Source organism: Actinacidiphila sp. DG2A-62, from assembly GCF_035825295.1.
Taxonomy (GTDB): Bacteria; Actinomycetota; Actinomycetes; order Streptomycetales; family Streptomycetaceae; genus Actinacidiphila.
The window spans coordinates 2,892,114-2,905,201 of the sequence record NZ_JAYMGI010000002.1 but is presented as its reverse complement, the minus strand read 5'-3'; the positions used below and the strand labels follow the sequence as shown (position 1 = coordinate 2,905,201).

Sequence of the window (13,088 nt, the reverse complement as noted above, 5' to 3'; positions counted from 1 at the left end):
ACGCCGGGTCACGACGCGAGGAAGTCTCCAGAACGGTCCTGCCAGCCCTTCCCCGGAGGTTCACGTGCGGCTCGTGCGGCGCTCCGACAACGCGCCCCCCGGCGCGGCCGGCCCCGCGGGCCTGCGCCGGCGCCTGCTGCGCTCGGCGGCGGCCGCGGTCACCGGCTTCGCCGGGCTGGTGGCCTGGACGCTGATGACCGGGCCGGCCGCGCACGCCGCCGAGGGCGCCGCCTGCCTGCTGCCGCGCACCGACGTGCACCACTCGGAGGGCGTCGACAGCTGGGACGGCTCCTACGCCCGCCCGTCCGGCGACATCAAGGCGCTGATGGTGTTCCTGTCCTTCCCCGACTCCGTGCCCGAGCTGACCCCCGCCGAGATCGCCGCCGACCACTTCCCGCACACCGCGCGGTTCTGGGAGAGCGCGTCCTACGGGCAGTTCCGGCTGCACGTCCACCCGCGGACCACCTGGCTGCGGATGCCGCGGCCGTCCACCGACTACGCCATCGACCGGGACTGGAACGCCGCCGACCGCACCCGCTACCTGCGCGACGCCATCGCCGCCGCCGACCCGGTGGTCGACTTCCGCGGCTACGACGTCGTCTACCTGGTCGCCGACCCGGACGCGCCCGGCGTGGACTCCGACGCCACCAAGGTCGTCAACCTCTCCCGGCCCATCGAGGTCGACGGCACCCCGCTGCGCCGCCTGGTCACCGTCTTCGAGCACCACCCGCCGGACCGCGACGTGCTCGCCCACGAGACCGGCCACGTCTTCGACCTGCCCGACCTGTACTACCGGCCGCCGGCCGGCAGCAACGCCGACTGGGACACCCACGTCGGCGACTGGGACCTGATGGGCAGCCAGTTCGGCCTGGCCCCCGAGCCGTTCGCCTGGCACAAGTGGCGGCTGGGCTGGCTGTGGCCCGCGCAGGTCGGCTGCGTCGACCGCACCGGCATCACCTACCACGACCTCAGCCCGCTGGAGACTCCCGGCGGCAGCAAGCTGCTCGTGGTGCGCACCGGGCAGGACAGCGTGCTGGCCGTCGAGGCGCGCACCGCGGCCGGCAACGACCGCACCCTGTGCCGGCCGGGCGTGCTGCTGTACACGGTGCGCTCGGACCGCGAGTCCGGCGACGGCCCGATCGACGTGGTCGACACCCATCCGCGCACCTCCGCGTGCCCGGCCACCTCCGTCTACCCGCGGCTGGCCGACGCCCCGCTGGACGTCGGCGAGAGCTACACCGTGCCCGGGGGCCTCACCCAGGTCACCGTCACCGGCCGGGAGTCCGACGGCTCCTACGCGGTCCGGGTCACCCAGCGCGCGCCGGGCGCCGCCGCCGACCACGGACTCGGGGGCTGACCGCCGTGCCCACGGCCCGGGTCGGGCTGCGCATCGCCGCGCTGGCCGCCCTCGCGGCGCTCGCCGTCAGCTCCACGGTCTCGGCGGGCGCGCACCGCCGCGTGCTCAACGGCCCGCCGCCGGCCTGGCCCTGCGCGCTGCGCGCGGTGCCCGGGGTCGCGATGTCGGAGGGCTTCCCCGACCACGCCACCACCGGCCCGGACGGCGAGTTCGCCCGCTCCACCGGGACGGTGCGCGCGCTGACGCTGCTCATCGACTTCCCCGACGCCCACGCGCCGTACAGCGCCCGCGAGCGCTACGGCGAGTTCTTCCCCGCCGTCAAGCAGTGGTACGCCGCCGCCTCCTACGGCAAGCTCGACTATCACTCCACGCCGGTGCTGCGCTGGATACGCATGCCGCGGCCGTTCTCCGCGTACGGGATCGGCCGCGGCTACGGCTGGGACGCGCACACCGCGATGATGCGCGACCTGCTGCAAGTGGCCGACAAGGACATCGACTTCCGCGGCTACGACCTGGTCAACATCCTCGTCACGCCCAACGCCGGGCCCTCCGCCGACGAGGCCGTGCTCTCGGTCACCTGGACCGGCGCGTCCGCCGCGACCACCGACGACGGCGCCCAGTTGAACAAGGTCTCGCTCATCTACGGCCACGACCAGTCCGGTTCACGCGTGCTCAGCCACGAGAACGGCCACGCGCTGGGCCTGCCCGACCTCTACGCCGCCGACGACTTCCAGCGCACCGACGTCCTGGCCGGGCAGTGGGACAGCATGTCGCTCGACTGGGGCCTGCAGGGGGACCTGTTCGCCTGGCACAAGTACCGCCTCGGCTGGATCACCGACCGCCAGATTGACTGCGACACCCGGTCCGGCAGCAGCGCCACGTACCGGATAACGCCGATCGAGGTGCCCGGCGGAGCGAAGGCGGTCATCGTCCCCTACGACGACACCCGCGCCTATGTGCTGGAGGCGCGGTCCAGGACCGGCGACGACAAGGACGCGTGCCGCACCGGTGTGCTCGCCTACCGGGTGCGCACCGACATCGACTCGGGGCAGGGCCCGGTGACCGTCACCGACGCGCACCCGCTCACCTCCGCCTGCGACTTCAGCAGCGGCGCCTTCAACTCCCTCAACGACGCGCCCTTCTCGGTCGGCGAGGGCTGGACCGACGCGGACTCCGGCGTCACCTTCAAGGTGCTCCGGCACACCGCGGCGGGTGCGTGGGACATCCACGTCACCCGCCGCTAGGACACGCCCTCAACGCCGGCCGCTCGCCGCTCGGCCGGTGCGGGGGAGCGGCGCGCGGGCTCAGGCCAGCAGCTCGGCCTTCAGGGAGATGTCCACGCCGGCCAGGGCCTTGCTCACCGGGCAGTTGGCCTTGGCGTTCTGCGCCGCCTCCTCGAACTGCTCGGCGGTCAGGCCCGGCACCCGCGCCTTGACCGACAGCACGATGCCGGTGATGCCCTCGCCGGGCTGGAACGTCACGTCGGCCTGCGTCTCCACCGTCTCCGGCGGCGTGCCCGCGCCGGCCAGGCCGTGCGAGAGCGCCATCGAGAAGCAGGAGGAGTGGGCCGCGGCGATCAGCTCCTCGGGCGAGGTCCTGCCGTTGGCCTGCTCGGCCCGCGAGGCCCACGTGACGTCGTACTTCCCGACGCCCGAGGAGTTCAGCTCGACGGAACCCGAGCCCTCCATCAGCGAGCCGTGCCACTGAGTCGTCGCGGTGCGGGTGGTTGCCATTCCTAGCCTCCATTGATTACGTGCGGCCCGACGGCCCTCGCCGTCGCCCCCGACGCTACAACGACCGGCTCCCGCCCGGCCGCTCCGCTCCGCGCGCCCCGGCCCGGAACCCGCAGGCGTCGCGGCCGGGCAGCAGACCCGGTCAGTGCCACTGACTTATACAGTCAGCAATTCTGACTATGTCGCAAGAGTCGTGACTTGCGGGCGCACGGTGTCTGTGGGGGTGCGGTGCCCGCGGTGGCCCGCGGGGCGGAGCCGGCGCTGACGGCTCGTGCGGCCGGGGCTACCGCGCGTAGGGGTCGGTGATCTCGCGGAGCTGGTCGAGGATCTGCTGCAGCAGCGTGAAGTTGCGGGTGCCCAGGTACGTCTTCCACTCGGAGAGGATCTCGTCGAGGGTCGCCCTGGCCACCTCGACGGCCCGCCGCCCGCGCGGCTCGATCACGATCAGCCGGGCGCGGCCGTCCGCGGGGTCGGGGATCCGGCGGACGTACCCCAGGCGCTCCAGCTGGTCGACCATCACGCCGGCGCTCTGCTTGGTCACCTGCGCCTGGTCGGCGAGGTCCGTGAGGCGCGAACCGTCCTGGGCGACGCGCTGGAACACCCTGCACTGGGCGAGGGTCCAGTCGTCGAATCCGGCGTCCCGCAGGGCCCGGAAGATCCGGTCCTCGGTGTACCGGTACGGGATGAACAGTGCCGTCCCCAGGTCAACCCGCTGCTCGTCGTCCATGCCGCTCCCAGCCCCTCGCCCGACCGATCCCGCGAGATCCACACCTTATGCCGCCGCCGGCCTGCCGGTGTTGCCGTTGGTTCGAGTGTATGGCTATGGCAGTAACGAAAGCTGACTACGCCTGCGGGTTCTCCCCCGCGATCCCGACGCGGTCTTCCGGCGCCACCGACCCCATCAGCACCCTGCACTCGACGACGGGTCATCAGACGGAGGTCAGCGCAGCGTCGAGCGGTAGTGGGGGGCGGGGTGGGCGAAGGCCGCGGCGGCCAGCACGCGGGGGAGTTCGGTGCGGCGCTCGCACAGGAGGCGGCGGGGGCGGCGCGGGGCCGCCAGGCCGGGCAGGCCCGGCACGCCCGCCAGCGCGAGCGAGACGCGGGCCACGCCCGCGACGGCGGCGCGGCCCGCCGCCGCGCCGTGCAGCACCTCCGCCAGGAGGAAGTCCACCGGCGCGCGCCCCGACTCCCGGTCCCACCGCAGCAGATCGACCGTCAGCCCGTCCGCCCCCCACGGCACCAGCACCACCAGCGCGCACGCCCGCCCCCGCCGGTCCCTGCACTCGGCCACCACGCAGTCCCCGTCCGCCGCGTCGCCGAGCCGCCCGGTCCCCGGCCCGTACCGCACCCCGCGCAGCCGCCGGCCGTGCTGCCGCCACGCGTCGGCGAGCTGGCCCAGCCGCGCCCACTCCTCCTCGGCCACGTCCCGCTGCCGGCGCAGCACCGCCCGGTAGCCGGCCGCGGCCATGTTCCGCCGCACCGCGGCGAGTTCGGCCGGCAGCGCGCCCGCGGCCAGCACGATCTCCTCGTCGGAGGCGACCGCGTGCAGGCCCGCCGCCCGGTACGCCGCCGTCCCCGCCTCGCCCGCGTACGCCGCGGCCGGCGCCCGCGCGTGCCGGCGCGCGGTGTCCAGCCAGCCGGCCACCGCCGCGGGCCGCGCCGCCGCGGGGCCCAGCGGATCGCCGCAGGCCAGCGCGACGCCGTTCACCACCCGGTAGACCACCGCCGCCGCCCGGTCCGGGCTCCAGCTCACCGACAGGTCGCGGCGCAGCGCGAAGTAGCCGAAGGAGTCCGCGCCGCCGTACGCCCGCAGCAGCGCCCGCAGCCGCCGCTCGTCGGCCGGCTGGAGCCGCGTACGGGCGCGCGGCGAGCGGAAGAAGACCAGCAGCACCACCAGCATCAGCGCCACGCTGAGCACGTTGACCGCCAGGTCCGTCCAGCCGGGGACGTCCACGCCGGGCAGGTCGAACAGGCCGGACACCGTCAGCACCCGCACGCTCGCGTACCGCGCGCTCGCGCCCCACTCGGCCGGCGGCAGCCGGTCGGTGGCGTGCACCAGCACCGTGCCCAGACCGATGCCGACCACCGCGCCGGCCACCAGCGCGATCAGCGCCAGCCAGGTGTTGCGGCGCTCGCCGCGGACGTTGAAGGCCGTCCGCGAGACCAGCAGCGCCGCCAGCAGCAGCGCGGTCACCGCGAGCGACACCCAGTTGAACGGGTGCCGGTGCGCCCGCGGCACCACCGCCGCGGTCGCCGCGATCAGCACCAGGTACCCGGCCGTCAGCACCGTCGCCACCAGCCACGCCGCCCGCTTGCGCCGCCGCAGGCTGACCGACAGCACGAACGCCAGCACCGCGCCGGTGAAACCGGGGCTGACCAGGAACGCCGTCACGTACTCGCCGTCGGTCGCGGCCCGCACCCGGTCGCGGAACGGCGCGATCAGCCCGGTCACCGCGTTGAGCGCGGAGGCCGCCCGCAGGTACCACACGGCCAGCGCCGCGCCGGGGTCGCGCAGCGGGCGCAGCACCCGCGCCAGCAGCAGTTCGAGGCGCGAGGGCGGCACCTCGACCACCGTCGGCCGGGACCGCTCCGGGCCGGGCCGCTTGGCCAGCGACACCGGGGTCGGCGCGCCCGCGACCGCGTCCATCAGCCGGGTCTTGACGCGTACCACCCGGTTGTGGATGCGCTCCTCGCGCCGCTCGCTGCGGGCCATCCGGCGCGGCCGGGAGGCGTACCGCCAGCGCGCCCACGGGCTGGCCGGGCGGGCCAGCCGCAGCGCGCCCACCACCGCGAGCAGCGGCAGCATCACCCCGAGCAGCCCGGTCCACACCTTGCCCTTGAACAGGCACACCACCACGAAGCCCAGCAGCACCGCGGCCACCAGATAGGGGCTGTACGAGCGCCCGCCGACGTAACCGCCCAGCGGCGCCTGCCCGATCAGCATCAGCCCGATCACCGACACCGCGAGGATGACCGCGTCGACCGACTGCCGGCCCTCCTCCTTCCAGTAGACGTCCTCCAGGTGCAGCACCAGCGCGAACTCGTCGAGCACCAGCCCGCAGCCCACCCCGAAGACCACCGCGAGCACGTCGAACGCCACCGCGCCGCCGCGCGCCGCGAACGCCCCGATGCCGCCGATCAGCATCATCGCCTGGCCGAACACCACGTGGTGGATGTGCAGCCCGCCCGGCTGGACGTTGCCCGGCCACCACTTCACCCCGCGCCGGATCATCCGCACGCTGAACCGGATGAACAGGAACGACCCGATCAGCCCGAGCAGCAGCAGGAGCAGCGGCAGCCGGCCGGTCTCCACGACGCGCGTGCGGTACGGATCAGCCAGCCAGTGCCCCATGGCTCCCAGGGTGGCGTCCGGTCCGGCGCGGCGGCGACCAGGGTCCCGCCGACACGCCGAAGGCCCCCCGCTTCCGCGAGGGGCCTTCGGATCAGGTGCGCCGCCAGGGACTCGAACCCCGGACCCGCTGATTAAGAGTCAGCTGCTCTAACCAACTGAGCTAGCGGCGCCTGCTGACGGGGTAGACAGTAGCACCAGGTCCGGGCGGGTGGAAAATCGGTCAGCGGGAGCTCGCGGCGGGGTCCTGGGAGGGGTTCGCGGCGGGGCCCCGGGAGGGGTTCGTGGCATGGTCCCGGGCGGGATTCGCGGCCGGGTTCGCCGCCGGGCTCGTGCCGGTGCGCCGGGCCGCGCGGACGCAGGCCCACAACAGGACCTCCGCGGTCGGCAGCCACGGGTGCCGGACGTCCGGCGCGACCACCCAGCGCGAGGCGCCGGCGCTCCCGGCCGGGCCGTCGCCGCCGTCACCGCCGTCGCGGCTGTCGCCCCCGTCGCGGCCCTCGCCCGGCAGCGGCCCGTACAGCGGCGGGACGGTCACCGCGTCGCCGGCGCCGTGGCACAGCAGCGGCGGCACCGCGGCCGACCACTCCTCCCAGCGCAGCAGCGCCGGCAGCCGCCGGGCCGCGCCCGGGACGGCGAACAGCAGCAGCCGGTCGCGGTGCACGGCCACCGGGCCGCTGCCCGGGCCCTGCGCCCATAACTGCTCCAGAACCCGGCGGCCGAACAGCGCGGGCACGTTCACCACGTCGAACGCGGTGCCGCACGGCAGCACGCTCGGCGTGCTCGGCCGGGCCGACCACAGCGCCTCCACGCTGCGCGGGAACGCGCTGGCGGAGGCGAGCCAGGCGGCGCCCTCGGCGGTGACGGACGCGGTGTGCTGCCGGCGCAGCGCCTCGGTCACGAGGTCCACGCCGTCCGCGATGCCGCCGGTGCCCGCGCCGCTGACGGTGACGATGTCCACGATGTCCATGGCGTGCCATTCATCCATGGGTCCTACATGTACTCGGTGACGTGGTTGCCCCGGGGGAATCGGCGGAACCCGGGACGCGGGCGCCTTCGAGAGGGTACTGTGGCGCGCGGTGATCGTGTGGTGACGCTGAGGTGACAGGCGGGCGGGCGCCGGCCGCGGTGGTGACGTCGCGGCGGGGGGGCGCCCGGCGGGGCGCGACGGTGCGGCGGGGCACGGCGGCGCGGCGGACTCGGCGGGCGCGGCCGGGCGGGGGGCGCGGGCGGCCGGGCGGACGTCCTCGACGGGGGTGCCGGGCGGCCGGCGTCCTCGACCGGATTCGGGCGGCCCGGGTCCGGCGGCCGGGGGCCCGGGTCTGGGGTCGGCTGACGCGGCCGATCCCCGTGCAGGCGGCCGGTCAGGGGGCGATGCCGCCGCCCCTGATCAGGCTCTCGCCGTACTCGACCATCCGGCGCGCGTAGTCCTCGGTCCACCCGGCCTGCTCGGCGAGCCCCTCGAACGTCAGCCGGTCGAACCGGCGCGGGTCGGCGAGCTGCGCGGCGGCGATCGCCTGGAACTCGGTGGCGCGGTCGGCGGCGGCGCGGAAGGCCAGCGCCAGCTCGGTCGCGCGGTCGAGCAGCTCGCTCGGGTCGTCCATCGACTCCAGGTCGAAGAAGCGGTCGCCGCCCGTGTCGGCGGGGGCGCCCGGCTCGAACGTCAGCGGCACCGGCCGCCGCGGCCTCGACCGCCCCGCGTCGTCCTCGCGACCCCGCTCCGCCCCGGCCTCCGCCATCCGTCCACCCTCCGCTCCGCGCGATGCCCAACCCTCCCATTCTCCCCCCGCCCGCAAGCCCCCTCCGGGGAGGAGGGGGACGAGGGGCCTCGGGAAGGTCGTCGCCGGGCGGCGGCTCAGGCCGGGGTCTCGCCGGTGACCGTGAGGACCGCGCGACCGAGGATGTGCCCGGCCATCGTGAAGCCGAGGACGGCCGGGGTGGCGTCGGCCGCGACGCCGATGGACTCGACGTCGAGGGCGTGCACCACCACGACGTAGCGGTGCGGGCCGTGCCCGGCCGGCGGGGCGGCGCCGAGGAAGCGGGCGGAGCGGGCGTCGTTCGGCAGCTGGAAGGCGCCCGCCGGCAGGCCCGAGCCGGTGTCGTCGCCCGCGCCCTCGGGCAGCTCGGTGACGGTCGCCGGGATGTCGGCGACGGCCCAGTGCCAGAAGCCGGAGCCGGTCGGGGCGTCCGGGTCGTACACCGTCACGGCGTAGCTCTTCGTCCCGGCGGGGGCGCCGCTCCAGGACAGCTGCGGCGAGACGTCCTTGCCGCCGGGGACGCCGAACAGGCCGGAGTACTGCTCGGGCGGCAGGGTGCCGCCGTCGCTGACGGTGGTGCTGGTGACGGTGAACGTCGCCGCTTCGGGAAGGCGGGCGAAGGGGTCGTTGGCGGTCATCGTGGCGTTTCCTCTCGAAGGGGTTCGCCGCGCGGTGTGGCGGCGAGCGGGTGCGCGCCGGGGCCGGCGCGGTGCGACGCGTCGGCGGATCGGCGCCGATGCATCGACCATAGCACCGATAATCGATTATCTGCACCATCGTCTATGCTGGCCTCATGACAGAGACGGCCACCCCACCGACGGGCCCGCAGGACTCCACCGGCGCCGCGGGCGGCCGGACCCCCGCGGCCAAGCAGATGCTCTCCGAGCAGGTCTACGGCCGGCTGCGGGAGGCGGTCCTGCGCGGCGACTACGCGCCGGGCGAGCCGCTCAAGCCGCAGGACCTGGCCAGGGCGCACGGGGTGAGCCTCGCGGTGGTGCGCGAGGCGCTGGTGCGGGTGGTCGGGGAGGGCCTCGCCGACCGGCTGCCCAACCGCGGCTTCGCGGTGCCGGAGGTCTCCGACCGGCGCTGGCAGGAGATCGCCGAGGCGCGCCGCACGATCGAGCCGGTGGTGCTGCGGATGTCCGTCGAGCGCGGCGACCTCGACTGGGAGGCCCGGGTGCGCGCCGCCCACCACCGCCTGGCCCGCACTCCCGCGTACGCGCCCGGGGAGGGCCGCCACTACAGCGCCGCGTGGGCCGAGGCGCACCGCGTCTTCCACCGCACGCTGCTGGAGGGCTGCGGCAACCCCGTGCTGCTGGAGACCTTCGACCGGATGTGGACCGCGAGCGAACTCGCCCGCCGCTGGTCGGCCCGCCGCACCCCCGGCCGCGACGGCGTGCGCGAGCACCGCCGCCTGGAGGCGACCGCCCTGGCCCGCGACCCCGAGGCGGCGGCCGAGGCCCTCACCCACCACCTCACCCTCACCGCCACAGCCCTGACCCCCGCCCCCCCGGCCGCCCCACATAACGCCGAGCCCCCGACCGACGCCTGACACCCGCGCCGCGCGGACCGGTCCTCGCCCCGGGCGTCCGACGGGCGCCCGGGAGGGCGGGTCAGGTGGGCCAGGGGACGCGGTGTTCGGCGAGGTGGGCGAGGACGGCGTGGTTGGCTTCCCAGCCGTCGGGGAATTTGACGGTGACGCCGAGCTGGACGGGCTCGGAGGAGGGGTGCTCGTCGAGGAGGCGGGCGACGCCGGCCCGGCAGACGACGATGCACGCGTGCCGGTGGCGTGAGGCGAGCACGCACAGGCGGCCGGTCTCCAGGTGGAAGGCGGTCGCGTCCGGCCGCCCGGACAGCGGGTGGAGGACGACCGTGACGTCGAACTCCCGGCCCTGCAGCCGGTTCGCCGTGTCCACCGCGACGCCCCCGACGCCCGTGCCGACGCCGAGCGCGGCCAGCGCCGCCCGCACCGCCGCGGCCTGGTCGCGGTGCGCGGTGCCCACCGCGATGCGCTCGGCGGTCAGCGGCGCCGGCTCCGGATCGGGCGCGGAGTACGTCACGCCGCCGCGGTCCAGCAGCCGCCGCACCACCAGCGCCACCGCGCGCACCGCCTCGGGGTCGGTCCGCGGAGTGTGCCGCGCGGGCAGCTCCAGCAAGCCCCAGCCGCTCTCCGCCGCCTCGTCCAGCACCCGGTCGGGACCGCCGCCGTCGCCCTTCACGCCGAACGCCAGCCGCCGGTCGCCGTACCCGGTGCCGCTGCGGAAGGGCGTGTACGGGTAGAACGCCCGCGACACCAGCGGCGCCGCGGTGGCCGGCAGCCGCCACGACACCGGCAGCCGGTGCTGGGGCAGCCCGGGGTTGTGCGCGAGCAGGGTGACCACCGCGCTCGCCGACGGGTCGTAGCTCAGCCCCGCCCACTGCTCGGCGCCCACCACGCTGAACGGGTCCAGCTGGCCCGGGTCCCCGACGAACAGCGCGCGCTCGAACAGCCCGGCCACGCGCAGCAGCGCGTCGGACCGCATCTGGTACGCCTCGTCGACGATCGCGTGCCGCCACGGCTCGACGTCCTTGACGTACGCCCATTTCGCCGCGGTCGCGATCACCACCGCGCGGTCCCTCAGCTCCGCGACGGACGTCGACTTCGCGAGCATCGGGTGCCGGTCGAGCGCGGCGTCCGGCGGCGAGTCCGTGCCGTGCAGGCGGCCGAGCGGCAGCTCGGGGTCGGCGGTGGCCAGCCGGTCGGCGAGGTCGTCCACCTGGGCGTTGGTCTGCGCGACGATCATCAACTGCTCGCCCGCCGCGGCGAGTTCGCGGGCGGCGCGGACCACCAGGGTGGACTTGCCGGCGCCCGGCGGCGAGTCCACGACGACGCCGCGGGCGGTGCCGTGCAGGGTGCTGCGCAGAATCGCGGCGGTCGCCTCGGCGGCGGCCCCGCCGGGGTCGAACGCGGGCGCCTGGGCGGCGGCCTCGCCGGGGGTCGCGCCGGGGGTCGCGCCGGCAGCCGCGTGCGGTGCGGCGCTCGGCGGCGTGCGCACGGGGTGCGTCACAGGAAGTCCTCCGCGGTGACGGGGTCGGGGTCGTCGGCTCGCGCGGCCGGGGGCGTGGTCGGGGGCGTGGTCGGGGCCGCGCCCGGCGCCGCGGCGGCCGGGCGGTCGGCGCCGGGCGGACCGCCGTGCGTCCAGGGCGTCTGCTCGGCGTCGGGCAGGGCGGGGCCGCCGCGGGGCTCGTGCTCGAAGAGGGTGAACGTCACGGGGTCGCCCGCCGCGGGCACGGAACCCTCGCGCGGCGTACGCCCGCTGCCCATCCCACCGGTCAGGCGCACGGTGACCGCCCACCGCGTGCCCTCCGCGACGGCCCCGGCGCCGCCTTCCGCGACGGCTCCCGCGCCGCCTTCCGCGACGCCACCCGGGACCCCGTCCCCACCCGCGCCGCCGGTGCCGCTCGGAGCGATCGTGACGAGCGTGGCCGACTGGGGGGACTTCGCGTCGGGGAGCGCGCGGAAGCACTTCGCGCCGGGCTCCGCCTGGGGCTGGTCGGAGGTCACCAGGGTGACCAGGGGCCGCGGCATCGGGCGGCGGCCCTCGGAGTACGCCATCTCCACCGCGACCACCTCGCCCGCGAACGCCTCGCCGGCCAGCCGCCGCGCCGCCATCGCCAGCGGATCGTCCAGCGCCTCCTGCGCGGACAGCCGCGCCTGCGCCGTCTCGCGCGTCGCGAGCTTCTGCGCCGCGGTGATCGCGTCGTCGCGCCGCGGCTGCGGCGGCTCGCCGGCCCGCACCCGGTCGCGGTGGCCGGTGAACGACCACCGGTCGCGCTTCCAGCGCTCCTCGGTGTGCGCACCCGGCGGCAGCGCCCGCAGCAGGTCCAGGCTCCGCCAGACGTCGTCCCACGCGGGCCGCAACTGGGACTCCACCAGCCGCCGTACCTCCGCCTCGGCGGCCTCCACCCTCGACTCCAGCTCCCGCGGGGACCCCGGCGCGACCCCCGGCGTCGGTGTCGGCGTCGGTGTCGGTGGCGTCGGCTTGGGCTCGGACGCTGCCGCCGCCCGCAGGGCCTTGCGCGCGGCGTCATAGCGTTCGAGCGCCGGCGCGAGGACGCGGTTGTCGAAGGCGGGATCGGTCGCGGGGCCGGCCGGGGGACTGAACAGCAGGCCGTCCGGGCCGCGCCCGGTCTCCGCGCGGGCCGCCGCCGCAGGGCCGTCCAGCCCGGCCGGCGGGTCGATCCAGCCGAGCAGCGCGCCCAGGTGCTGGTCCTCCATCGCGCTCTGCCCGGTCGTCCAGTGCCGCGTCAGCAGCTCGGTCGCGGCCAGCAGCAGCGCGCTGCCGGGCGTGCGGGCCCGCTCGGCGTAGTGGGTCAGCCAGCGGCCGAGCAGCGGCAGCGGCGCCGGTACGGGGTGCGGCGCCTCGGGGTCGTCCTCCGCGGTGCGCAGGAAGCGCGTCGAACGGCCGAGCAGCCGGACGTACTCCACCGCCGCGGAGTTGGGCACCACGATCTGGAGGGCGTCCGCGCACACCTCCGTCTCCTCGCGGTTGCGCGTGGCCGGCTCCACGTCCACCGCGTCCGCGTACTTCTCCAGCAGCGGCAGCAGCGCGTCGGCCAGCTCGGCGAAGAAGCGGAACCGCAGCTCGCGGTCGAGCGGCTGCGGCACCACCAGCAGTCGCGGCGCGTCCCGGTCCGTGCCCACCAGCGCGCCCAGCGGCGCGCCCGCCTCGCCCGCGGTCGTCAACGGCACGAGGACGAGGGGGCGTTCGGAGAGGTGGCGGTGGCACACCGTCGCCGCGGGCACCGCCCGCCGGCCCGCCACGGCCTCCGCCCGCGCCAGTGCCTGCAGCACGCTCACGCCGTCCCCCCTTCCGAGCGCGTGGCGGGACCGCTTCCGCGGCTGCCGACGC

The 13,088-nt window shown here is 76.2% G+C and carries 11 protein-coding genes and 1 tRNA gene; 3 read left to right on the top strand and 9 right to left on the bottom strand.

Features of this window, described 5'->3' with window-relative positions:
• Window positions 1–64 precede the first annotated feature (64 nt).
• The gene (locus tag VSR01_RS12825) at window positions 65–1,357 is read left to right on the top strand and encodes a M6 family metalloprotease domain-containing protein (RefSeq protein WP_442785445.1); all 1,293 of its coding nucleotides are present in this window, start codon (window positions 65–67) and stop codon (window positions 1,355–1,357) included.
• Window positions 1,358–1,362: 5 nt separating this feature from the next.
• Window positions 1,363–2,601, top strand: a complete 1,239-nt coding sequence (locus tag VSR01_RS12820) for a M6 family metalloprotease domain-containing protein (protein ID WP_326449364.1) — start codon at window positions 1,363–1,365, stop codon at window positions 2,599–2,601.
• Window positions 2,602–2,661: 60 nt separating this feature from the next.
• Here VSR01_RS12820 and VSR01_RS12815 read toward each other — a convergent pair whose 3' ends face one another.
• From VSR01_RS12815 to VSR01_RS12785, 7 genes are all read right to left on the bottom strand, one after another.
• On the bottom strand, window positions 2,662–3,090 hold the full coding sequence (locus VSR01_RS12815) for an OsmC family protein (RefSeq protein ID WP_326449363.1): 429 nt from the start codon (window positions 3,088–3,090) through the stop codon (window positions 2,662–2,664).
• Window positions 3,091–3,373: 283 nt separating this feature from the next.
• Entirely contained in the window at window positions 3,374–3,817 is a 444-nt protein-coding gene (locus tag VSR01_RS12810) for a MarR family winged helix-turn-helix transcriptional regulator (RefSeq protein WP_326449362.1), read from the bottom strand.
• A 213-nt stretch (window positions 3,818–4,030) separates the two neighbouring features.
• On the bottom strand, window positions 4,031–6,442 hold the full coding sequence (locus VSR01_RS12805; protein WP_326449361.1) for a phosphatidylglycerol lysyltransferase domain-containing protein: 2,412 nt from the start codon (window positions 6,440–6,442) through the stop codon (window positions 4,031–4,033).
• 96 nt (window positions 6,443–6,538) lie between these two features.
• Window positions 6,539–6,612, bottom strand: a tRNA-Lys gene (locus VSR01_RS12800).
• A 50-nt stretch (window positions 6,613–6,662) separates the two neighbouring features.
• Window positions 6,663–7,409: a bifunctional DNA primase/polymerase gene (locus VSR01_RS12795; RefSeq protein WP_326453627.1), complete on the bottom strand. Its 747-nt coding sequence runs from the start codon at window positions 7,407–7,409 to the stop codon at window positions 6,663–6,665.
• 394 nt (window positions 7,410–7,803) lie between these two features.
• Entirely contained in the window at window positions 7,804–8,178 is a 375-nt protein-coding gene (locus tag VSR01_RS12790) for a hypothetical protein (protein ID WP_326449360.1), read from the bottom strand.
• A 116-nt stretch (window positions 8,179–8,294) separates the two neighbouring features.
• Window positions 8,295–8,834: a YbhB/YbcL family Raf kinase inhibitor-like protein gene (locus VSR01_RS12785; RefSeq protein ID WP_326449359.1), complete on the bottom strand. Its 540-nt coding sequence runs from the start codon at window positions 8,832–8,834 to the stop codon at window positions 8,295–8,297.
• 236 nt (window positions 8,835–9,070) lie between these two features.
• On the opposite strand from VSR01_RS12785, the gene VSR01_RS12780 reads away from it, so the two are divergent.
• Window positions 9,071–9,748: a GntR family transcriptional regulator gene (locus VSR01_RS12780; RefSeq protein WP_326453626.1), complete on the top strand. Its 678-nt coding sequence runs from the start codon at window positions 9,071–9,073 to the stop codon at window positions 9,746–9,748.
• 61 nt (window positions 9,749–9,809) lie between these two features.
• Here VSR01_RS12780 and VSR01_RS12775 read toward each other — a convergent pair whose 3' ends face one another.
• Window positions 9,810–11,102, bottom strand: coding sequence for an AAA family ATPase (locus VSR01_RS12775; RefSeq protein WP_326453625.1), 1,293 nt, complete (start codon window positions 11,100–11,102; stop codon window positions 9,810–9,812).
• Window positions 11,103–11,239: 137 nt separating this feature from the next.
• On the bottom strand, window positions 11,240–13,036 hold the full coding sequence (locus tag VSR01_RS12770; protein WP_326449358.1) for a hypothetical protein: 1,797 nt from the start codon (window positions 13,034–13,036) through the stop codon (window positions 11,240–11,242).
• Window positions 13,037–13,088: the final 52 nt, after the last annotated feature.